This window comes from Ureibacillus sp. FSL K6-8385, from assembly GCF_038593155.1.
GTDB lineage: Bacteria > Bacillota > Bacilli > Bacillales_A > Planococcaceae > Ureibacillus > Ureibacillus terrenus.
Genome location: NZ_CP151968.1, coordinates 909,302 through 932,348 on the forward strand (window position 1 = coordinate 909,302; position 23,047 = coordinate 932,348).

At 44.7% G+C, this 23,047-nt stretch carries 21 protein-coding genes and 1 pseudogene; 18 read left to right on the forward strand and 4 right to left on the reverse strand.

Annotated elements, in window-relative coordinates; genetic code table 11:
• The first annotated feature begins 4 nt into the window (after nt 1-4).
• The 13 genes and pseudogenes from NST62_RS04350 (at nt 5) to glnA (ending at nt 11,429) form a co-directional block, all read left to right on the forward strand.
• Nucleotides 5-1,663, forward strand: a complete 1,659-nt coding sequence (locus tag NST62_RS04350) for a glycerol-3-phosphate dehydrogenase/oxidase (RefSeq protein WP_141601027.1) — start codon at nt 5-7, stop codon at nt 1,661-1,663.
• Entirely contained in the window at nt 1,647-2,558 is a 912-nt protein-coding gene (locus tag NST62_RS04355) for an alpha/beta fold hydrolase (protein ID WP_342463171.1), read from the forward strand. Before NST62_RS04350 ends, NST62_RS04355 begins: the two co-directional genes overlap by 17 nt.
• The gene (miaA, locus tag NST62_RS04360) at nt 2,540-3,472 is read left to right on the forward strand and encodes a tRNA (adenosine(37)-N6)-dimethylallyltransferase MiaA (protein WP_141601026.1); all 933 of its coding nucleotides are present in this window, start codon (nt 2,540-2,542) and stop codon (nt 3,470-3,472) included. The genes NST62_RS04355 and miaA overlap by 19 nt, the downstream gene beginning before the upstream one ends.
• Before the next feature lie 54 nt (nt 3,473-3,526).
• Complete coding sequence (gene hfq / locus NST62_RS04365) at nt 3,527-3,751, forward strand: RNA chaperone Hfq (RefSeq protein ID WP_141601025.1); 225 nt, start codon at nt 3,527-3,529, stop codon at nt 3,749-3,751.
• 93 nt (nt 3,752-3,844) lie between these two features.
• Entirely contained in the window at nt 3,845-4,147 is a 303-nt protein-coding gene (locus tag NST62_RS04370) for a rhodanese-like domain-containing protein (protein WP_141601024.1), read from the forward strand.
• A gap of 156 nt (nt 4,148-4,303) precedes the next feature.
• Entirely contained in the window at nt 4,304-5,566 is a 1,263-nt protein-coding gene (locus tag NST62_RS04375) for an aminotransferase class I/II-fold pyridoxal phosphate-dependent enzyme (RefSeq protein ID WP_342463172.1), read from the forward strand.
• Nucleotides 5,553-6,233, forward strand: a complete 681-nt coding sequence (locus NST62_RS04380) for an adenosylcobinamide amidohydrolase (RefSeq protein WP_141601022.1) — start codon at nt 5,553-5,555, stop codon at nt 6,231-6,233. Before NST62_RS04375 ends, NST62_RS04380 begins: the two co-directional genes overlap by 14 nt.
• Nucleotides 6,230-7,189: an adenosylcobinamide-phosphate synthase CbiB gene (cbiB, locus tag NST62_RS04385; protein ID WP_141601021.1), complete on the forward strand. Its 960-nt coding sequence runs from the start codon at nt 6,230-6,232 to the stop codon at nt 7,187-7,189. Before NST62_RS04380 ends, cbiB begins: the two co-directional genes overlap by 4 nt.
• Nucleotides 7,158-8,234 carry an aminotransferase class I/II-fold pyridoxal phosphate-dependent enzyme gene (locus NST62_RS04390; protein ID WP_342463173.1) on the forward strand — a complete coding sequence of 359 codons (1,077 nt, stop codon included), beginning with the start codon at nt 7,158-7,160 and terminating at the stop codon, nt 8,232-8,234. The genes cbiB and NST62_RS04390 overlap by 32 nt, the downstream gene beginning before the upstream one ends.
• Nucleotides 8,224-8,832 carry a histidine phosphatase family protein gene (locus tag NST62_RS04395; protein ID WP_181733131.1) on the forward strand — a complete coding sequence of 203 codons (609 nt, stop codon included), beginning with the start codon at nt 8,224-8,226 and terminating at the stop codon, nt 8,830-8,832. Before NST62_RS04390 ends, NST62_RS04395 begins: the two co-directional genes overlap by 11 nt.
• 53 nt (nt 8,833-8,885) lie before the next feature.
• Nucleotides 8,886-9,491: a Bax inhibitor-1 family protein gene (locus NST62_RS04400; RefSeq protein WP_141601018.1), complete on the forward strand. Its 606-nt coding sequence runs from the start codon at nt 8,886-8,888 to the stop codon at nt 9,489-9,491.
• A 169-nt stretch (nt 9,492-9,660) separates the two neighbouring features.
• A pseudogene (locus NST62_RS04405) lies at nt 9,661-10,064 on the forward strand (MerR family transcriptional regulator).
• 30 nt (nt 10,065-10,094) lie between these two features.
• On the forward strand, nt 10,095-11,429 hold the full coding sequence (gene glnA, locus NST62_RS04410; protein ID WP_141601016.1) for a type I glutamate--ammonia ligase: 1,335 nt from the start codon (nt 10,095-10,097) through the stop codon (nt 11,427-11,429).
• 83 nt (nt 11,430-11,512) lie between these two features.
• Here glnA and NST62_RS04415 read toward each other — a convergent pair whose 3' ends face one another.
• The 4 genes from NST62_RS04415 to NST62_RS04430 form a co-directional block, all read right to left on the reverse strand.
• Nucleotides 11,513-13,699: a hypothetical protein gene (locus NST62_RS04415; protein ID WP_328219638.1), complete on the reverse strand. Its 2,187-nt coding sequence runs from the start codon at nt 13,697-13,699 to the stop codon at nt 11,513-11,515.
• Between the two features lie 21 nt (nt 13,700-13,720).
• Nucleotides 13,721-14,206 carry a type II secretion system protein gene (locus NST62_RS04420; protein WP_342463174.1) on the reverse strand — a complete coding sequence of 162 codons (486 nt, stop codon included), beginning with the start codon at nt 14,204-14,206 and terminating at the stop codon, nt 13,721-13,723.
• Nucleotides 14,203-14,697: a prepilin-type N-terminal cleavage/methylation domain-containing protein gene (locus NST62_RS04425; RefSeq protein ID WP_181733130.1), complete on the reverse strand. Its 495-nt coding sequence runs from the start codon at nt 14,695-14,697 to the stop codon at nt 14,203-14,205. The genes NST62_RS04420 and NST62_RS04425 overlap by 4 nt, the downstream gene beginning before the upstream one ends.
• Nucleotides 14,698-14,977: 280 nt before the next feature.
• Nucleotides 14,978-15,439 (reverse strand): hypothetical protein, encoded by a 462-nt coding sequence (locus NST62_RS04430; protein ID WP_342463175.1) that lies wholly within the window; start codon nt 15,437-15,439, stop codon nt 14,978-14,980.
• 470 nt (nt 15,440-15,909) lie between these two features.
• On the opposite strand from NST62_RS04430, the gene NST62_RS04435 reads away from it, so the two are divergent.
• From NST62_RS04435 to NST62_RS04455, 5 genes are all read left to right on the forward strand, one after another.
• A complete protein-coding gene (locus tag NST62_RS04435) occupies nt 15,910-17,280 on the forward strand; it encodes a VanW family protein (protein ID WP_328215142.1) in 1,371 nt (456 codons plus the stop codon).
• Between the two features lie 15 nt (nt 17,281-17,295).
• The gene (locus NST62_RS04440; RefSeq protein ID WP_141601010.1) at nt 17,296-18,957 is read left to right on the forward strand and encodes an ATPase, T2SS/T4P/T4SS family; all 1,662 of its coding nucleotides are present in this window, start codon (nt 17,296-17,298) and stop codon (nt 18,955-18,957) included.
• A 13-nt stretch (nt 18,958-18,970) separates the two neighbouring features.
• Nucleotides 18,971-20,014: a type IV pilus twitching motility protein PilT gene (locus tag NST62_RS04445; protein ID WP_342463176.1), complete on the forward strand. Its 1,044-nt coding sequence runs from the start codon at nt 18,971-18,973 to the stop codon at nt 20,012-20,014.
• Nucleotides 20,011-21,219: a type II secretion system F family protein gene (locus NST62_RS04450; RefSeq protein ID WP_328215146.1), complete on the forward strand. Its 1,209-nt coding sequence runs from the start codon at nt 20,011-20,013 to the stop codon at nt 21,217-21,219. Before NST62_RS04445 ends, NST62_RS04450 begins: the two co-directional genes overlap by 4 nt.
• Before the next feature lie 138 nt (nt 21,220-21,357).
• The gene (locus tag NST62_RS04455) at nt 21,358-22,641 is read left to right on the forward strand and encodes an IS110 family transposase (RefSeq protein WP_342463177.1); all 1,284 of its coding nucleotides are present in this window, start codon (nt 21,358-21,360) and stop codon (nt 22,639-22,641) included.
• The last annotated feature ends 406 nt before the right edge of the window (nt 22,642-23,047 follow it).

Here is a 23,047-nt window from a genome sequence, read left to right on the forward strand (position 1 = left end):
TCGGATGTTTTCATATAAAGAACGCCCAGAAATGTTGCGTCTATTGAACAACTATTCTTTTGATGTGCTGGTGATTGGCGGCGGCATTACGGGCGCGGGGATTGCCCTCGACGCCGCCTCAAGGGGCCTTTCCGTGGCACTGGTGGATATGCAGGATTTTGCAGCGGGCACTTCCAGCCGTTCGACGAAATTGATCCACGGAGGTCTCCGCTATTTAAAACAACTGGAATTCCGCCTTGTTTCGGAAGTGGGGCGGGAGCGGGAAATCGTTTATGAAAACAGCATCCATGTCACAACTCCCGAAAGAATGCTCCTTCCCATTTACAAAGATGGCCCGTTAGGGAAATGTTCCACTTCCATCGGATTAAGAATCTATGATTCATTGGCCAACGTCCGCAAATCTGAACGGCGTCAAATGCTTTCAAAAAAAGATGCCCTTGAACTCGTCCCGTTTTTGAAAGAGGACGGTTTGCTCGGCGCAGGCTACTATGTGGAATATAAAACGGATGATGCGAGACTGGTCCTTGAAGTGATCAAGAAAGCTGTGGAATATAAAGCCATTTGCTTGAATTATGCCCGAGTAACGGATTTTGTATATGAAAATAATCGCATTGTTGCCGCGAAAGTTCGCGATGAAATTTCCGGGGAAACAATAACAATTCATGCCGCTCAAATTGTGAATGCCGCAGGTCCTTGGGTTGACGAAGTGTTAAAGAAAGACGTCCACAATGATAGAAAAAGAAAAGCTTTGAAATTGACAAAGGGCGTTCATATCGTGTTTGATCAGGCGGTTCTACCTTTGCGGCAAGCCATCTATTTTGATGTGGACGATGGCCGTATGGTCTTTGCCATTCCAAGAAATAACAAAGTTTATGTCGGCACAACCGATACCTTTTATGAAGGGGACCCGATCCGGCCGGTTGCGGACAAAGAGGATATCCAATATTTATTAAATTCCCTTCGTGCAATCTTTCCGGTTCTTTCTCTTCATGAACATGATGTGGAATCCTCCTGGGCCGGGATTCGTCCTCTAATATATGAAAAAGAATCACAGCCTTCCGCGATATCCAGGAAAGATGAAATCTGGACTTCCCGAAGCGGCCTCATGACCATTGCCGGAGGGAAACTGACCGGATACCGGAAAATGGCCGAAAAAATTGTGGATCAAATTGTAAAAAAACATCGATTCCGGCATGCCACGGGATGCAAAACGAAAAAATTATCTTTATCAGGCGCGGAAGGACTGCGCTCCTCCAATTTCGAGGATTTTATAAATCGAAAGGCTTTGGAGGGGACAAAGGCGGGGTTAACTTTTGAGGAAGTAAAACGGCTCGCCAAAATGTATGGAACCAATGTGGACCGGGTTTTGGCTTACCTGGATTCGGAAGAATTGCCCGATTCCCTTCCGAAATCGTTGTACGCCCAGCTCCTTTATAGCATTGATTATGAAATGGCATACACGCCGGCCGATTTCTTCATCCGCAGGACCGGCCTCATGTTTTTTGACATCCCGCAAGTGGAGAAAACAAAAGAGGCAGTGATCGATATAATGGGCAAAAGGATTGGCTATTCTGAAGATGAAAGATTGTTTTATACCATGCAATTAAACCAGTTTATTCAAGATGCGAAGGGTGATTTTATTGAAAGTGGCGCGATGGTTTGAGATGAGCGACGGACAAAAAATCTATACAAGGATTTATGAACAGGAAAATCCGATAGGGGACTTTTATATCCTTCATGGGATGGGGGAGCATGGAGGGAGATATGATGACTTCGCCAACTTCCTCCATCTGGAAGGATACCGGGTAATCGTACCCGACCATCGTGGCCACGGAAAAACGGGGGAAGTGAGCGGAAAGCTTGGCTATTTTTGCGATGATGACGGCTTTGAACGGGTCGTGGAAGATGTCTATGAGATTGTCAATCAAACGATGAACAAAGAGGCCCCCCGCATAATCTTTGGCCATAGCATGGGCTCTTTTTTGGCAAGAAGATTCATTCAACTTCATTCCAGCCTGGTCCATCAATGCATTTTGTGCGGAACCGGCGCGACGACCGCTTTGCATTATATCGGCAACCTGCTCGCCAAATCCCTTATACGAATGCAGGGTAAAGAAATGGAAAGCAAATGGATGAATGAGTTGGCTTTCTCAAGTTTCAACAAACAATTTGAAAACCCGAAGACCCCTTTTGATTGGCTGACTAGTGATGGCCAGGCGGTGGAGAGCTATATCAATGATCCATATTGCGGATTTGTTCCGACCCATCAATTTTTTAAAGATTTGACCGACGGGCTCTTGCTGATCAGCCGCAAAAAGGAAAATAAAAAAATCCGCAAAGATTTGCCTGTTCTTTTGATCAGCGGTGCTGCCGATCCGGTTGGAAATAATGGAAAAGGCGTGTTTCAGGTGGCGGAACAATTGACGGAGGCTGGCCTGGAGCATGTCGCGGTTCATCTTTTTGAGGGCATGCGCCATGAAATATTGAATGAACGAAGCAAAGAGTTAGTATATAAAGTAATAAAACGGTGGTTAAAGAAATGGAACGACAAAAGCTGATTGATGTGGTCGCCATCGTTGGTCCGACCGCTTCAGGAAAAACCGCGCTCAGCATCAAAATGGCCAAAGCCTTTGACGGCGAAATCATCAATGGGGACTCGATGCAAGTCTATAAAGGGCTTGATATCGGAACCGCCAAAATCCGTCCGGAAGAGATGGAAGGGATTCCCCACCATTTATTGAGCTTTAAAGAACCTGATGAAAGTTTTTCCGTAGCGGAATATCAACGGCTGGCGAGACAAAAAATAAAAGAGATCCATAGCAGAAGGAAGTTGCCGATCATTGTCGGCGGCACAGGTTTGTATATTCAGGCGGTATTATACGATTTTCAATTTACCGGAGAAAAGGCCGACAAAGAAGCCCGAAAAAAATATTATGAAGAGCTCGCGAAAATCGGACCGGAAGCCATGCACAAAAAACTTGCCGCGCTCGATCCGGAAACGGCGAAAAAAATTCATCCGAACAACACCCGCCGCGTCATCCGGGCATTGGAGCTGATCGAGCTTCATGGGGTTTCCCGGCAATCGGAAGAATTGAACCGCGGAAACATACCGCTATACAATCATTTCATCATCGGCATGAACATTGACCGCGAAGAATTGTATCGGCGCATCAATGAACGGGTAGACTTGATGATGGAGCAGGGCTTGCTTGAGGAAGTCCGAAGTTTATGGAAAAAAAATATCCGGAATGTCCAATCCGTCCAAGCGATTGGTTACAAAGAGCTGTATGACTATTTGGATGGAAAAATTTCTTTGGAGGAGGCGGTGGAGCAAATCAAACAAAATTCCCGCCGGTACGCAAAAAGGCAAATGACTTATTTCCGAAACAAAATGGATGTCCAATGGATAGGAAATGATTGGGAAAGTATTATAAAAATGTCTAAATTTTTTTATAATAAAGAAGGAAATTAGGATCAACCTATCGAATATTTTACATTAGAGAAAAAAATAGATGAGGTGTGCGGTGTGAAATCAATAAATTTACAAGATACTTTTTTAAACAATTTGCGCAAAAGCAATACTTTCGTAACGGTCTTTTTATTAAATGGTTTCCAATTGAAAGGAACAGTCAAGTCCTATGATAATTTTACGGTGTTAATCGAATCGGAAGGCAAACAGCATTTAATTTATAAACATGCCATTTCAACGTTTTCGCCATCCAAAAATGTTTCGATTCAACCAGAAGAATAATTTCCAAAGAAATCGGCGGTTTTCTGCTCGCCGATTTTTATTTTGTCAATTATAATAAAGAGAATCAGATTAGAATAATTTGGAGGGTTTTAAATGAAAACGATGACAACAGAAGAATTAATCAATCTATTGGATGCCAATGAAGATTTAAATATCATCGATGTACGCGAAGATTTCGAAGTGGCAAACGGCATGATCCCCGGCGCCGTACATATTCCTCTCGGAGAACTTCCTGAACGTTTGGAGGAATTGGATCCTTCGAAAGAATACATCATTGTTTGCCGTTCAGGAAACCGAAGCGGAAAAGCATGCCAGTTTCTAGAATCCCAAGGCTTTAATGCCGTCAATCTTGAAGGCGGAATGGAAGCCTACGATGGGGAATTGGAATTTAAATAATGGATGAGGTGGAGTTCCTGCAAGGACTCCTCTTTTTATTTGCTGCCGGGACGGATGATGGAAATATTATGTTATTATGGTTGACTCCACTTGATGAATTGATAAGATGGTAAAGGATGAGCAAAAAGCGAGATTTAACAGACAGGAGCAGGAAACATGTTCATATCAAGTTTAAAACCGGAAATGATAGAATTGGCAAAAAAAATTGAAGAAAAAATTAAACCATATCATGAAAGAATAGAGGAAACCGCCTTTTTTAACCAACAGAAAGTGCTGGCCGCTTTCCGGAAACATCAAGTAAGCGACTTTCATCTCAATCCTTCAACGGGTTACGGCTATGATGACCATGGACGGGACACATTGGAAAAAGTATATGCCGAAGTGTTTGGAGCCGAAAGCGCCCTTGTGCGAAGCCAAATTATCTCGGGGACGCATGCCATCACCATCAGCTTATTTGGCGTGCTGCGGCCAGGAGATGAACTGATTTATATTACCGGCAAGCCTTACGACACTCTGCAATCCATCGTGGATGGGGGAAAAAAGGATACCGGTTCATTGAAAGATTTCGGCATCAAGTATCGCCACATCGATCTCCTGGATGACAGGGAAATTGATTGGGAAGGCGTCCGGGAGGCAATCAACGAAAATACAAAAATGATCGCCATCCAGCGTTCGAAAGGCTATGCGACAAGACCTTCCTTTACGATTAAGCAAATTCGCGCGATGTGCGAAAAAGTGAGGGAAATCAAACGGGACGTTGTCATCTTTGTCGATAACTGCTACGGCGAATTTGTGGAACGCCTTGAGCCGACTGAAGTGGGGGCGGATTTAATGGCAGGATCCCTCATCAAAAACCCTGGGGGAGGACTGGCAAAAACGGGCGGTTATATTGCCGGAAGGGCGGATTTAGTGGAAAAATGCGCCTACCGGATGACAAGCCCCGGCATCGGTGCGGAAGCCGGGGCAACACTCAATACCCTGATCGATTTTTACCAAGGATTTTTCCTGGCGCCACACGTGGTGGTGCAAAGCTTAAAAGGTGCCATCTTTACGGCCGCCATTCTGGAAGAGGTCGGCATGAAAACGGCTCCCCATTATTCCGACTACCGCACCGATTTGATCCAATCCGTCTCATTCCAGACGGCGGAGCAAATGATCGCATTTTGCCAGGAAATCCAGGCGGCTTCCCCGATTAATGCCCACTTTGCGCCGGTGCCATCCTACATGCCGGGTTATGAGGACGATGTCATCATGGCCGCGGGAACATTTGTCCAAGGGTCAAGCATCGAACTGTCGGCGGACGGCCCGATCCGTCCTCCATATACGGCGTATGTTCAGGGGGGCTTGACATATGAGCATGTCAAATATGCGGTATTGAGCGCCGTCCAAAAATTGGGGGAGATTCATGATCACGCTTGAATCCATCAAAAAATACGGCGACTATATCGCGGTCGAAGCGGACGGCCCCCTCCGCGCGTTCAGTTCGGCCATGCACAACGCGGGCTGCGGCAGCTACCGGTATTTTATCAATCGCACCGTCGATAAAACGTACTTCCCTCCGGACCCCCGCGAGGAAATGAAACGGTTTCTTGAGGACCGGGGATTCCCTCCGAAGGATACCGTGGCCATGATGACGGCCGTTGATATGAAATATGCCCTTTGCCGATTTTTTGAAGAAGGGGATACTTCGATCTTATTGCTGGTTACCGCAGGACTGGGGAATGCGGTGGACGTCACCCGGTCCCACGCATATTTTTATAAACCCGTCAATGGAACAATCAATATTTTCATTTTCATTAACGGCGTTTTGACGGATGAAGCCTTGATTCAAGGGTTGTGCTGCGCGGTCGAAACAAAGGTGAAAGTGCTTTCGGAGCTGTCGATTAAGGATCCGAACTCGGGAACCGTCGCAACAGGCACCTCGACAGACAGCATTTGCATCGCATCCACCCAAAAAGGGGAATTTCATGAATACGGAGGCTCGATTACAAAATTGGGGTCGTTCCTGGGAAAAGCCTTATATGAAACCTTGACAGACGCGGTAATGCAATATCTTGATTTTACGAAAGGAAAATCATCGCCATGACCATCATTACAGTGATTATTGGGCAAGTGCTGGACGCGATCATCGGGGACCCTCCGAAAATGCCCCATCCTGTCCGGTGGATTGGCTCGTTTATCCATTTTCTTTCCAAACATTTGAATAAAGGATCCCGCCGGACGTTAAAAGGGATGCTGACGGGCGTAATCGTCGTATTTTCTGTCGCCCTCATCACTTTTTCCATCGTGAAACTTGCCTATCAAATTCATTTCGTTGCAGGTTTTATTGTCGAAAGCGCATTGATCGGGATTGGCCTTGCCCAAAAAAGTTTGAAGGATGCGGCGATGGAAGTATACGATGCACTGGCCGGAGGTAATCTTGAGGAAGCCAGAAAAAAATTATCGTGGATTGTCGGGCGCGATACGGAACATTTGGATGAACCGGAAGTGGTGCGCGGTGTGGTGGAAACGGTGTCCGAAAACACGAGCGACGGAGTGACGGCACCGTTATTTTACGCCTGTCTTTTTGGAGCCACCGGTTTGTGGACGTATAAAGCCATTAATACATTGGATTCAATGATCGGCTACAAGAACGAAACCTATAAGGATTTTGGAAAATTCAGCGCCAGACTGGATGATGCGGCAAATTTTCTCCCGAGCAGAATTACAGGACTGATTATCCTTTTATTTACAAAAAATAAAACAAACCGTCCATTTGCCGAACGGCTGCGCTTATGGCTGGAAGACGCCAAAAAACATCCAAGTCCCAATAGCGGATATTTGGAAGCGGCGACAAGCTATCAACTTGGAATCAGATTGGGAGGGTACAACTCCTATCAAGGAATTCCATCTTTTCGCGCATATATGGGGAAAGCGGATGTTCCATTGGAAGCGGAGCATATAAAAGACGCCATCCGCCAGATGTTCGCCGCTTCCGCATTGTTTACCATCATCATGGGGGGTGTCATCGTTGGAATTTCCTTCGCATGGAGCCAATTATAAGTCCCTCTACGAACGTTTTCGGATTCCGATGCCGGAAGAGGTGTATGATTTAAGCGAGAATGTCAATGCGTTCGGATTCCCGCCAAGAATTAAAGAAGCATGGCCGGATTTGCTGCATCACATTGCCGCTTATCCCCATCCGGAAGCGGAGCCTTTCAGGACCTTGCTGGCAGCGAAACTGAACGTTGCAAAAGAACAGGTTCTCATCGGCAACGGCGCCGCTGAACTGTTGACGTTTTTTGCAGGAAGATTTTCCAACCGGCAGGCCATCATCGTTCATCCGACTTTTTCGGAATACAGGTCGACGCTTGAAGCGCAAGGCGCCAAAATGATTGAACTGATGGCGGAAGAAATCGCGACATACAAGCTCCCTCTGGAACAGATCAAAGAGCACATGAAAGACGCGGCTTGCCTCTACTTATGCAATCCGAACAATCCGACGGGCTCCCTGATTCCGAAAGAAACCATCGAAGAATTGCTGATTCATGGAGAAAAGGTGGAGTGTGAATTATTGGTTGATGAAGCTTTTATGGATTGGACCGATGAGTCGGAATCGGTGATCCCCCTCGTTGAACAATATCCCCGTTTGACGGTGATGCGGTCGATGACGAAAATGTACGGCATCGCCGGCATCCGATTAGGATATTTGGTGGGGAGAAAGGAGCTTGTGGAGGAATTGCAGCGCCGTCTTCCCCACTGGCATGTCAATGGATTGGCGATCAAAATCGGCCAATTGTGCCTTGAAGACGAAACTTTCCGCAACGAAAGCATTGAACGGCATCAAAAGATCAAACGAAATCTCGAACATTATTTGCTGGAAAGAAATTGCAAAATGACGGACAGCGTGACGAACTTTTTATGTTTTCAGCTGCAAGAACCGGAAAAGACGAGGGATTTTTATTTTTATTGCCTAAAGAAAGGAGTCGTGCTGAGACATACGGAAAATTTTAGGGGCATGGACGGCAGGTGGCTCAGGATCGGAATGAAGGGGGAAGATGCCATGAAAAAATTTCAACAGGTAATGGATGAATGGTATGGAAAATAGATTGGAGCTTTATTTCGTGCGACACGGCGAAACGGAATGGAACCGGGAAGGGCGCTTGCAAGGCTGGCTCGATTCGGAATTGACGCCCAGGGGCATCGGACAAGTCAAGCAATTAAAAGAGCATTTGAAAGATGTTCAATTTGATTGCGCATTTTCAAGCCCTTCTACAAGGGCCTATGACACTGCCTATCTATTGGTAGGCCATTACTTGCCGATTAAGAGAGATCCCAGACTTTTGGAAATCCATCTTGGCACTTGGCAAGGGAAGCGGATTGCAGAACTGGAAAAAGGGGATCTTAGATACCGGGATTACATCCATAATCCGGAAAGATACCTTCCTGATACGGGGGAAAGCTTTCAACAAGTCATTTCCAGAATGGTTGATTTTATGAAGAGTTGCCAACGGAATTTTCCGACAGGGAAAATTCTCGCCGTATCCCATGGTGTCGCCATTCGCGCGGCCATTTTATCCATCCTGGAACTGCCGGTGTCTAATATCTGGGATTTCCATATTGACGGGGCCAGCGTCACAAAAATGGTCATAGCAGATCATCAATGGTCGATAGAGTATATCGGGAAAACTTTTTCGGTTGAATAGACAACTCCGCCAAACAATATATTGAACTAAATAAGAAAAACGGAGTTGTTGGAATGTACGGCTATCATTTGCAACTCGTAATGAAACATTTTGCGCTTATGTGGCTGCTTTCGGGCGTTGGTTTTGCAATGGGATTGTTTTTGCCGCACGCCTTTCTCCTTTCGGTTTCCATCATAAATGTCATTTTGCTCGGCATCATTCTTTTTGTTCGGAAGGTGCAGATGGGCAGCGTCATATTATATCTGGTGCCATTGTTTACGGGCGCGATGTTCTATTGGCTGGTGCATTTCTTTATTGAGGCGGTCGGGGCGGCGTTTGTGTTTGCGGTTTTCGTTGGTACTGCCGTTTTATTCATTTTATTGGCATTGTTTGTGTTGAAGATGCCGAGGGATTTTTTTCCCTGGGGGGCATATCTTGCCGCCTCATTATTGGTTCTGGTCCTGTTTTCCTTCATTTTCTTTTTCATCCCGATAAACCATATGATATATTTCATTATTGCCGCCCTTTTTGTGTCCGTTTTTGTTCTCTTTACCGTGTATGACTTCAATTTGATCCTGGGTTATTATATAAAAGAGCACGAAGTTGTCCAAACCGCATTCAGTTTGTATTTGGGATTGTTGATTTATTTGCTGGAATTTCTTTATCGATTAAAAAAATAACAGAATTTGAAAAACTGTGGAGACGGAAGGCCGTTCCACAGTTTTTTTCATGGAAAATGCAAGCAAATTCATAAAAAAATCGCTGAATTTTCCCATGTAAGGTTTTCTGACATGACATTGACAAACAATATGCCGGATAGTAAAATGTTCATCATTAGGGAGGAGTGACATGGTACAGCACAAGAAACGAACGAGCGAAATCCGGAGATCCATGCCGTTGTTGCCGATTGGGACCGTCATTCAGCTGACGGATTTGACCGCGCGGCAAATCCGTTATTATGAAGAACAGGGATTGATTTGTCCGCACCGTACGGAAGGCAACCAACGGATGTTTTCGTTGAACGATGTTGATTTGCTTTTGGAAATCAAAGATCTGCTTGAACAAGGTTTAAACATAGCTGGAATAAAAAAGTATTTGAAATGAAAAATGAAATTAATGGGCAAAGAAAGTCGGAAAAGGAGCTTTTCGATGAACAGATCCGCAGCATTTTGCGGGAGGAAATGAAGATGGCACAATCCCATCTGCAAAAACCAAAATTTAGATATGCGGACGTGATTCGATATTATCAATGATATTTTAAATTTTTGTAGGAGAGTGAAATTGTGGGTAAGTATACGAAGGAAGACATCTATCGATTAGTGGAAGAAAAGGAAGTAAAATTCATCCGTCTGCAATTTACAGATATTTTGGGAACAATCAAAAACGTTGAAATTCCTGTAAGCCAATTGGACAAAGCATTAAACAATAAAATGATGTTCGATGGATCCTCCATTGAAGGATTTGTCCGGATTGAAGAATCCGATATGTATTTGTATCCGGATTTAGATACATTCATGGTTTTCCCTTGGACAACCGGAAAAGGGAAAGTGGCGCGATTTATTTGCGATATCTATACTGCCGACGGTAAGCCGTTCCTCGGTGATCCGCGCACGAACTTAAAACGGGTTTTGAAAGAAATGGAGGCATTGGGCTTTACCCATTTCAATCTAGGTCCCGAACCTGAATTCTTCCTATTCAAATTGAATGAACATGGGGAACCTACTTTGGAAGTGAACGACCATGGCGGCTATTTTGATTTGGCTCCGACCGATCTCGGGGAAAATTGCCGCCGCGATATCGTTCTTGAATTGGAAGAAATGGGCTTTGAAGTGGAAGCTTCCCACCATGAAGTGGCGCCTGGCCAACATGAAATCGACTTTAAATATGCAGATGCGGTCACAGCCTGCGACAATATCCAAACATTCAAATTGGTTGTGAAAACCATTGCGAGAAAACACGGACTGCATGCAACATTTATGCCGAAGCCGATTTTCGGGGAAGCCGGATCGGGAATGCATTGCAACGTTTCATTATTTAAAGGGAATGAGAATGCGTTCTATGATCCATCCAACGAACTAGGATTGTCCGAAGTGGCGATGCAGTTTATGGCGGGCGTATTGAAACATGTGCAAAGCTTTACTGCCATTACAAACCCGACCGTGAACTCCTACAAACGGCTAGTTCCGGGATTTGAAGCGCCGGTATATGTCGCCTGGTCTGCGCAAAACCGTTCTCCTTTGATCCGCGTGCCTGCATCCCGTGGCGTATCAACACGGATTGAAGTGCGTTCCGTCGACCCGTCCGCAAACCCTTATTTGGCGATGGCGGTTATTTTGGCTTCAGGTCTTGACGGCATCAAAAACAAATTGACGCCTCCTGCTCCAATCAACCGGAACATTTATGTGATGACGGAGGAAGAACGCCGCGAAAACGGTATTGAAAACTTGCCTGCACAGCTCGATGATGCGCTCCGTTTATTGGAAAAAGATGAAGTGGTGAAAAACGCCCTTGGACCACACATCTACCAAAACTTCAAGGAAGCGAAGGAAATCGAGTTCGAAATGTACCGTTCCACAGTTCACCCATGGGAACTTGAACATTATTTGAAAATGTATTAATGAAAAAACCGGGTCGAATTGCCGACCCGGCTTTTTTGCCGAAAGAAACAATTCTCCCGGCGGTTACGCCCGGGAGAATTGTTTTATTTTCTGGAAGTGATTTTCAATGGTTCAAGGAAAAATTCATAATAATCCGGCATGGAGGAATATTGATTTGTAAGTTCCTTGAAAGTTTTCCATAAATCCGGATCATGTTCGACAATTAAACGGGGTGATGCATTTTCGTTTGTCGTGTTTTTCAAATCCCATAAATACGGCAGACCGATCAGCTTTTTATTCACTTCTCCTCTGATACCGGTCAAGATCACCTGATTTCCTGCAATTCCGCCTTTAACATGGATATTTTTTAAAGTGCCGTGGAATTCCACTGTCCGGTTGGAATACAAATAAGCATTGATTTCAACCGGTTTATTGTCATTGATCATATCCCGGTCCGTCTGGGAATCAAATTTGTAGATAATATCCCCGGTTGCGAAAATGAGCAGCTTATGATTATTTTTGTGATTCAATTTGGAACGCAGAATTTCCACACTTCCATCGACGAAAAGGATCGCGTCGCCGGTGATATTGGTGTCGTAGATTTTGACGTCCCCTTTCATAAAATAGACGCCATTTAATGTGAAATTGCTATTATCCATCAATCCCGGATCCAGATTGAAAGCCTTTCCTTGCGGGATAAGCCCTCTATTATTGATAAGAAAATCCAGCAGACGCTTTTCATCCGGTTTGCCGGAGGACAATAATTCCAATTTCTTTAGCAATTCGGTTAATAATTTATCCTGATTGGCGGCATGTTCAATATAAAATTGCCCTTCCAGGCCTTTATTCTGTTTGTTGCTGCCGGTCAATAAGCTCAACAAATCTTTGATTCCCAGCTCTTTTAACAGATTCCCCAGATTTAAGCTGGATACAAGATTATTTAATAAATCCGTAAGATAGGATGTACTGGAAGTATAAACGGCCGGAAAATCCAGTTTCTCCGGTGTCCTGATATAGTAAGTTCCTTTATAGGTTGAGTTGTTGATCAATATGCTGGCATTTTCGATTTTATAATTTCCTTCTTTTTTTCCTTTCGCATAGAAGGAAATGGCGTTCGTAAAAGTTGTCCCGTTATTTTCGACAATGCTTTTGATATTTTGTTTGCCATGTTCAATAAAACTGTTCGCGCCGGCGATTTGGACAGGCTCCAATTCTAATCCGGTCTTTTGAAGTTTTAAATTGTCTTTCTTCAAGAGGTATGAAGAAATATCGCTGATCGGAAGTTTTGTAAAACAATTGGATAACTGATTATCATAATTGTAATATTCCAAATCGTAGTAGGTGAGATATTTGCTTGGCGCATCAAAAGTTCCTAACAAAATATACCCCAAAACGTTGATCACGGAGTCAAGGACTGTGCCCAAAGCGCCGGACAAAATGGCAAGAATATTGGTAGCCGCTTCCGGACGTTTGCAGCTGTTCCCGACTTCAAATTGATTCATTTTGAATAAGGATTTGTCCGAATTGTTATACAGGACTCCTGAAATTTCGGGATAAGTGGACAACTTCCACGGATTGTCCTTATAATCGCTCTCCGGAACAGGCACATATCCCCGGTTGGATAGCACGATATTCCCGTTTGTAAAGACATTTCCCTTTATTTGGATTCCGCCGTTTAAAATTAAATTTTCGCTTCTTTTGTCGGAATCCCCATTTCCATTCGTTCCCGGATGGGTCGCAACGGCGAAGTCCAGAAAGCTGGGATAGTTCTTATACGTTGCGCCGAACTTGGCTTTGGCGGTGATGGTTTTTTCTTCACCGTCGGCATAACCGATGCTCTGTATTGTGATTGGAACATAAAAATGATTTTGGTTCAATAATTGATTGATTTCATTTTCATCATAATTGATGCACGTAGAGTAATGGGTATTTCCATCTTCGTTATGTATGTAATTTTTCTCAGGTTTTTCAATATGTATTTTATTTTCCGGAGGACATCTATGTAACTCCAAATTATCGATAAAATCTTTTTTAAAGTTTGCCAATGAACTGCTCGTATTGATGCCTGGAGCAGGTAGATTGTCCTTCAATTTCTTTTGCATGCTGGCCGTTAAATGTTCAATGCCGCTTTCCGCATTTTTCTTGGCCTGGGTAAGATCCTCCCGGTGCTCATTCCGGGCGGTGCCATTGATCGACATGCCGATGAGCGTAAGGGAAATGACGGAGCCTATGACTAATACAAGTATGGCCAAAAGGAAAACATTTCCCTTTTGGGATTTGACATATCTCATCCAATCTGCCTCCTTTTTCAACTATGGTAGTGAATGGACCTCTTTTTTAAAGGTCTTTGTTTTGCCGTTGTATTCCAATGTCAGGGTGATTTTATAGACGTTTTCACCATCCTTTTCCATTTTCGTATCAGGGAAATTGGAAATTTTTATGTTTGAACCAGGATATTCGGTTTTCTCACCTCCGACATATAGAAAGACGGTTTTCCCGTTCTTTTTAAAGCCTGTTATTTTGCTTGGCGAATCTTTTTCCTTGATATAATATCCATCCGTTTCCGATTGAACGACATTTTCCACATTATCTTCATTGAGTGAATAAATATAGTTGGACAAACTTTCCAGGTAAAAATCAGCCACATCCCTCACATTTGCCGAAGTGGCAATTTTTTCTTTGTTGTTTACCAATGAAAACAACACATTGATTGCCAAAAGGGCAATAATGGATCCCAAAACTAAAACAGCCAATACTTCAATCAGAGTCATACCTTTGCTATTTAATTGTTTCTTCATAGTTCAACATATCCTTCTACTTCGCTTTTTCCTTTCAAATCGCTAATGGTTTTGCCGCTTGAATCCACTTCCACCCGTTTCACTTTGACGACTACGGTCCTCAATCCCAAATCCGAGATTTCCTGTTTGCTTGTTTTTTTGGCATAGGCGTTCACTTGATATGTATTTCCGTTCATGTTGATTATGTAGTAATCTTTTCCACCGTTATGTATCGTTGAAAGATGTTCCAAATGAATCGAATCCAGGGGGATTTCAATTTCTTCTTTTGGATTGGAGGCCTCCTCAATCGTCTGCTTTACAATATATGGTTCCGCTTTGAGCCGTTCCAGTATGGCATCGGCCAAATCAATAATCACCAGTTTTTCATTGTTAAAGGAATTGGTTTTGTTCGATTGGATCACCAATTGCGCGACACTCAGCAGCACAATTGTAATGATTGCCAGACTGGCCAGGACTTCGACAAGGGTCAGCCCCTTTTCATTCCATTTCATATACGCACCTCCCTTGAGCACTTTTGTGGAGATTAAACTTGCAGAACTTAGTTCAATTATAATAGCCAAAAGGGAAAAATAAATATAATTTATTATTAATAATAAATTCGATTGAGAAAAATTCATATGATTATTGGAAATTTTAACAAAAAATAAGACTTTAGAACTATTACCTTTGTTGGTGGAAAATGGTAATAGTTCTAAAATTTGAGCCCGGTCCATTGTTGGTAATAAAAAGCAAACCTTCCCGTTCCCGCGGGAAGGTTTATTTAGGGGGAAATCACGAATCTTGCTCCTTTTTCTCCCATCGCAGGACATTTTCCTTTTCTACGATGAGGGCCCCGTTCTTTTTATCGAAGACAGCGACTTGCACTACAGATAAATTTTCATATTCTGCATGGGGCTTCATTTTTAAAATTACGTAAAATGGGTCGTCTTTTTCATATTTTTTTTCGAAGGTGAAGACGGCAAACTGGCCTTCTTCGGGCTCGCCGTAGCCGATGGATTGGATGGCTTCGAAACGCTTTTCAAACGGATATTCTTTTGCAACGGCGAAGGCTTTATCAAGCTCCGACTGCGCCACTTTTGTGGCTTCTGCCACCGTTTCTTCCGAAAATTCGACATTCTTGTCTTTGATCGTAAAATAGACGATTGCTCCTCCGGTTATGAAAAAAAATACACAAAGGATGATGACGGTAATAATTAAAGGTTTTCCGCCTTTCTCGTTGGAAAGATATTTCACTGTAAACACCTACTTTAGTATGGGATAAAATCTATTTTCAATGTATACGAAAACATGAAGAAATGCCAGCAAAGTCTTTGGATTGTCCCGTCATTGTCACAAATCGGGATGTTCTCGTCACAATTATTTTATCCAAGATCGGACAAGATGTAACAAAAATGAAATAAAATCGACAAAATTCCCGCATAATTTCCCTGGTTGAATGAAATATAATTGCAGATATAAGCTGGCTAATCGGTTCTTTAAAATTATTTAAATGAAAATTTTGGCTTTTTAAGGATAACTAATTTATCATGTTTCTGCACAGCCGGTTTAAAAAAATAACAAAATAGGAAAAAAGAATCATACAAAAGTCGAAAAATTATTGTATTCTAATTTCTAAGTTAGGATTAAGGGTTGGTGAACATTAGTACTAGTAAATTTGGAACAAAGATGAACACATAACTTAATAGAAAAAAGAGGTGGGTAATTTGAAGTACATATTTTCCCGCAAGGCATTCACCTTTCTGCTGGTGATTGCGGCAGTGTTTGGCATACTGTTTTCGGCGCAATATTCTTTAAAAGTATTTGCGGACGGAAAGCAATCCAAAGGTTCTACCATCGGAGGAGTTGCCGTTTCCGGCCTGAAAGATGATGAAATCAAGGCTGCGCTCAGAAAGGCCATACAAAAGTGGAGTTCGGAACCAATCCTTATCAGGGGAGGAGGAGAAGAACTCAGCATTGACCCAGAGGACATACAATTTGATTTGAATCAGACAATCCAGGAATATCGGAAGTCGATACATAAACCTTTCTATCAATTTTGGAAATCCGAAAAGACCGTACATATACCAATACATATTTCGAATAGCGAAACGATAAAAAATCAAATATCATACATAACGATTTGGGATACGGAAGATACATATAATCGGGTTTTAAACGAGGTCTCATACTTAAACGATCATGAAATCGATGCGACGGTAATCGATACCGAACAGCTTGAAAACGAAAGAATTGCCTTAACGATTGAAAAGATACCGGATAATGCCACAGGCGTGGAAGTATTGGCGGAAACATTGAACGAAAACATATTGGAGCCGGATGAACCTTTTTCATTGCTCAATGCTTTACATAATTTAACGGATGCGGCAAATGCTGAAGGTTTAAATTTTGTTGCTTCGGTGATCTATAACACGGTGCTTCAGGGGAATATCGACATTTTGGAAAGACATCCCCAACAAGAGGCGCCAAGTTATTTGCAGCCGGGGATTAACGCATACATAGATCCTTTCGGAAAGAATGACCTGCAGTTCGTGAATGTCTCCGAACATCCATATTTGCTGAAAGCAACGGTCGAAGGCGGACAGTTGAAAGCCGAATTGTTTTCCAGCGTGAAAGGGGCAACGGTTCAGGTTGTTGTCGACAAAGAACCGATCGCTCCACGGATTATTAACCGTTACACACGGGATTTGCCAGCCGGAAGTACACGGTTGATCCAGGAAGGAAAACAGGGCATGCGTGTAACGGTTACAAGAATGATTTCCGATAACGGAGAACAAAAAGTGCAGGAAATTAGCCGAGATTATTATGCGCCGGTGAACCGGATCGTATTGAATTCTGCGTCGGACGTAAATTCCGGAGGCGGCGGGACAGTCGAAGAACAAGGAAAGAGCGCCGGTTCCGGCAGTGTCGAAAATGTGGATTTAAATGGCGACGGTTTGCCAGATTACGACAGTCGAAATGATGGCAATGTTCAAAATCCGAAAGACAATCCAAAAGGCAATCCCAAAGGCGAACCTAAAGACGAGTCTTCTTCCCGAAGTTACTATGACAAGGGCGGAAACTTAGTAACTTCTTAGAAGGGAGAAGACATCATGAAAGCTCGGAAACGTCTTGGGGACCTGCTCGTTGAAGCGGGAGTCATCACACAGGAACAACTGGATTACGCGTTAAAAAATAAGTCTAAAGAAGAAAAACTGGGAGATTTTCTCATTCGGGAAAATATTTTGACGGAACAGCAGTTAATCGAAGTGCTCGAATTCCAATTGGGCGTTCCGCACATCAATTTAAGCCAATATCCGATCGACCCGGAAGTGCTCCAATTGGTGCCGGCAGATTTGGCGAAACGGGCCCAAATCATGCCCATCCGCAAAGATAAAAACAAATTGTTTATCGCCATGGTGGACCCGATGGACTATTTTGCCATCGAGGAAGTGCGGATGGCAACCGGATGCCAAATCGAAACGGGGATCGCGGCAAAGGACGATCTGTACCGGACGATTGCAAAATATTACGATTTGCAGGAATCGATGGATGCCGCGATGGCAGATGTAAACATCGAGACGAAAGAATCGATGGACCAGCAAATAACTGATGACGATTCGCCCATCGTCCGCTTGGTGAACCAGTTGATTGCCAATGCGGTATTTCAGAGGGCGAGCGACATCCATTTCGATCCCCAGGAAACGGATTTCCGGGTCCGGTACCGGATCGACGGCGTGCTGAGAACGGAGCGTTCCCTCCCAAAACATATGCAAAATATGATTACAGCCCGCATTAAAATCATGGGGAACTTAAATATTACCGAAAACCGGATCCCCCAGGACGGCCGTATAAAAACGACCATCAATTTCCGTCAGGTGGATATACGGTTGTCGACATTGCCGACCATTTACGGAGAAAAAATCGTGATGCGGATCCTCGACTTGAGCAATGCGGTAACAAGCATTGAAAAACTGGGGTTCAGCGAACAAAACGAGCGGCTGTTTCGCGGCATGATTGCAAGACCGAACGGCATCGTGCTGATTACCGGCCCGACCGGTTCCGGAAAATCGACGACCTTATATGCCGCTTTATCCGAACTGAACCGGGAAGATGTCAACATCATCACCGTGGAAGACCCGGTGGAATATCGTTTGGAAGGAATCAATCAGATACAGGTAAGGGAAGAAGTGGGCTTGACCTTTGCGGCAGGACTCCGTTCCATTCTCCGGCAGGATCCGGATATTGTGATGATTGGGGAAATCCGGGACGCGGAAACGGCGGAAATTGCCATCCGGGCATCGCTGACGGGCCACCTGGTGCTTAGCACGCTTCATACAAACAGCGCTGTCGAATCGATTTCCCGATTGGAGGATATGGGCATTGAGCCGTTTCTCATTGCATCCTCTGTTGTCGGGGTCATGGCGCAGCGGCTTGTAAGAAAAGTGTGCCGTGACTGTGCAGAACCGCATCCCGCAACCATCCGGGAAAAGGAGCTGTTTGCAAAAGAAGGGCTGCATATCGACACGGTCATGAGGGGGCGGGGATGCCCTGCCTGCAACCATACCGGCTATAAAGGCAGAATAGCCATCCATGAAATTTTGCCGATCAATCGCACAGTCAGGGAATTCATCATGCAGCGGAAAGGCATAACATCCATTATGGACTACATGAAACGGGAAGGTTACCGGACATTGCTCGGTGACGGGTTTTTGAAAGTGATACAAGGCCAGACAACGACAGAAGAAGTATTACGTGTCGCAACGGTTGAATAGAAGGGGATATGCCATGAAGTATTCAATCCAGGAGATCATGCAAAAAGCATATGAAAACCACGCTTCGGACATATATATTACGCTTGGAACGCCGCCGGTATTCCGGATTCACGGAATCCTTGAAAGATTCGGCGAAACGGAATTGACGGCCGAAGAAATTGAGGAAATGGTGAACGCCATCCTTCCGAAAAATAAAATAAAATCGTACCGCATCAAAGGAGATGCGGATTTTAACTACACATTCAATGAAACGGTCCGGTTCCGCGTCAATGCATTTAAACAGCGGAATGTGCCTGCATTGTCGCTCCGTCTGATTCCGACAGAAGTACCGACGATTGAATCGCTGGGCATGCCGAAAGTGCTTTATGATTTGGCGGAAAGGCCGCAGGGGCTTGTGCTGGTTACCGGTCCGACGGGGTCAGGGAAGTCGTCGACATTGGCGGCGATGATCAATCACATTAACGAAACGAAGAAAAAGCATATTATTACCCTGGAAGACCCGATCGAATATATCCATCCGCATAAAAAGTCGATCGTCAATCAAAGGGAAATCGGCACCGATGTCAGGGATTTCAAGACGGGTCTGAGAGCGGCCCTCCGCCAGAACCCGGACGTCATCCTCGTCGGGGAGATGCGGGATTTAGAAACGATTTCGACGGCGATTACCGCCGCCGAAATAGGCCACTTAGTCTTTGGAACGTTGCATACCATCGATGCGGCATCATCTATCGACCGGATCATCGATGTTTTCCCTCCCCACCAGCAAAGCCAGATCCGCAACCAGCTTGCGACGGTGCTGGAAGGCATTATTTCGCAGCGGCTGTTTGTCCGAAAAGACCAAAAGGGACGCGTGGCCGCAACGGAAATCCTTGTAGGCGTGCCGTCCGTGAAGAATTTGATCCGTTCCGAAAAGGTGCAGCAAATTCCGAACATTTTGCAGACGAGCAAAGCGATCGGCATGCATACGATGCACCATTCCATCAAAGAATTGCTGGGGAAAGGCATCGTGTCCCTTGATGAAGTCAAACCTTACATGAACGTTGGTGATTACCATTGACGATTTATCGATATGTGGGAAGGACGAAAACGGGTGAGCTGAAAAAAGGGAGAATCGACGCGTCAACGAAAAAAGCGGCGATTGCAAAACTCCGGGAGCAGGGGATCAACCCCCGGGAAATCTTCGAATCGACGAGCATCCTTGACAAAGAGTTGAATATTCTTGGTTCAAAAGTAAAAAACCAGGATTTCGTCATCTATTGCCGGCAATTCGCCACATTGGTGCGCGCGGGCGTTCCGGTTGTGGAGGCCACCAACATTTTGGCCCGGCAAACCAAAAGCAAACCGCTGAAAAAGGCCCTCGAGCAGGTGGAGGAAGACATCCGGAAAGGGATTTCCTTCTCGAAAGCGACAAAGAAGCATCCAAAAGTATTTCCGGATTTGTTCGTCAACATGATGGTTTCTGCCGAGGCTACCGGAAATCTCGATACGACATTGGATAAATTGGCGACAACCTTTGAAAAGCAATATCACTTAAAAAAGAAAATCCAGTCATCCCTGACTTATCCATTGGTTTTGCTTGTATTGACGATTGCTGTGACCATTTTCATGCTGGTGTTTATTGTACCAAACTTTATTGAAGCCTTTGAATCCATGGAGGCCGAGTTGCCGACCATTACAATCATTACGCTCAAAATCAGCGAAGCGATGCAAAAATATTGGTGGATCGGCCTAGGTGTCATCGCGGTCGCCCTCATTCTGTTCTATTACTTATATAAGAAGAATGAAAAATTCCATTACGGTGTCCATTATACTTTATTGAAGATGCCGGTTTTGGGGCCGTTATTGCAAAAATCCGTCCTTGCCCGGATGATGTCGACCCTTTCTTCGCTGTTTACGAGCGCCGTGCCAATTCTGCAATGTCTGGGCATTGTGGAAAAAGTGATCGGCAACCCGGTCATCGGGAAAGTGGTGAAAGAAGCGCGGAACAGCCTGGAGAAGGGGAGCACTTTGACGGAACCTTTGGAAAAAAGCTGGCTGTTTCCTCCGCTGGTGACATCGATGGTATCCATCGGGGAAAAGACGGGAACCCTCGATTTCATGCTCCAGAAAGCGGCGGAGTTTTACGAGGAGGAAGTCGACCGCACTGTCAATACGTTGAAGTCTCTGATTGAACCGGTCATGATTCTCTTTCTGGCAGTCATTGTCGGTGGAATCGTTGCATCCATCTTCTTGCCGATGTTCAGTTTATACGAACAAATGTAATATAAATCAAATGCATCATTCCATTGTAAGGAGCATTCCTGTTAGAAAGGTTTTCGGGGACTTGAAAGAAAAAAGCCCTCTTGGTATGATGCAGGGGTGTCAACAAACACCTAACATCAGACCAAGGAGGACTATACAATGAATTATACACAAAATCGCAAAATTGAACAAGTCACCGACCAAACGTTAGTGATTGGAATGGACATTGCCAAACAAAAACATTATGCGTCAATGGTTGACGCACGAGGTCGGGTGCTGAAGAAGCCGTTTCCTGTGATTCAATCGAGATCCGGATTTGAACAGTTCTATGCGTCGATACAAGAAGCGATGAAGGAATTTGGCAAAACCGAAGTCATCGTCGGAATCGAGCCGACCGGACATTACTGGTTGAACCTCGCCTACTTCCTCGAGGAAAAAGGGATCCCGTTGGTGATGGTCAACCCGATGCATGTCAAACGGTCAAAAGAGCTCGACGACAACTTGCCAACGAAGCATGATGCCAAAGATGCTCTTGTCATTGCGAAACTGGTCAAAGACGGACGTTTTAGCTATCCACGTATTCTCCATGAGGTGGAGGCGGAATTGCGGGTAGGAAGTACGTTTCGAGAGTCGTTGACAAAAGAGTTGAATGCCGTCCGAAATCAAATGATTCGTTGGCTCGATCGTTATTTTCCTGAGTTTGTGCAGGTGTTTCCGTCGTTTGGCAAAATGGCATTGGTGGTGTTAGAGAAAACGCCATTTCCGATGGACATTGCGAATCAGACGGTAGAGGGGCTAATGGAGCGTTATCGGCAAAGCGAGAGGCTAAAATGCCCACAGAAGCCGAAAGTGCAAAAGCTGTTAGAGGTGGCCCGCCATTCGATTGGGATAACGGAAGGACAACAGATGGCCCGTATCGAAATCGCCACGCTTGTCCGCCGATATCGCCAATTGGAACAAGAGATCGCAGCCCTCACAGAAGAGTTGACGGCACTCGCTCAAACAACCGCCGAATACGAATGGCTCCAAACGATCCCAGGGCTAGGAGATGCGACGATCATTGAACTGTTATCAGAAATCGGAAGCTTTGCCCAGTATCAAGATTCGAGGCAACTAATCAAATTGGCGGGCTTGACACTGAAGGAGAACTCGTCAGGGCAACACAAGGGGCAAAAACGAATCTCGAAGCGAGGACGAAAACGGCTACGCGCCCTTCTATTTCGGGTGATGATGCCATTGATTCGCCATAATGAGGCTTTCCGTCAGTTGCACGAGTACTATACGACACGCCCAATCAACCCGTTGCGTAAGAAGCAATCGATCGTCGTGTTATGTGGCAAGCTATTGAAAGTACTATACGCGGTTTGTGTGAAACAGCAAGCATTTGATGGGGAACGAATGATTCAAGATATCTTTTCCCAATCCCAAGCACAGGCAGCCTAGAGTCGCCTTCTTTCGCAAAAAGAACTGTCTGAACAACCAGATGACACGGAGAAGCTGGCACAATTTCATCCATTCGACCTAGAGTCCCTTAAGGAGCTTAGCCGGCCTCTGCCTGGTGAAGAGACCGAACGAAGGAATGTTGGCACAAGGATGCCCAGAGACATGGGAGGGTTCGTCCTCATCAGTTGTGCAGAGATCCAAGGTGCATCGCATACACATCCCCCACTGGAGTGAAAAATACAAAAATACCCAGTGGCCGCGAAGCGCACCCATGGACTGTTAGATATCGGCAAAAATTCAAAAGTATGTGATGAGTTTTGTCGAAAAATATTTTTTTGGCACCCCTAAGATGCCAAGAAACCTTGATATATCAACATTTATAGAGGGAGGTGAGAACGCTGAAGGA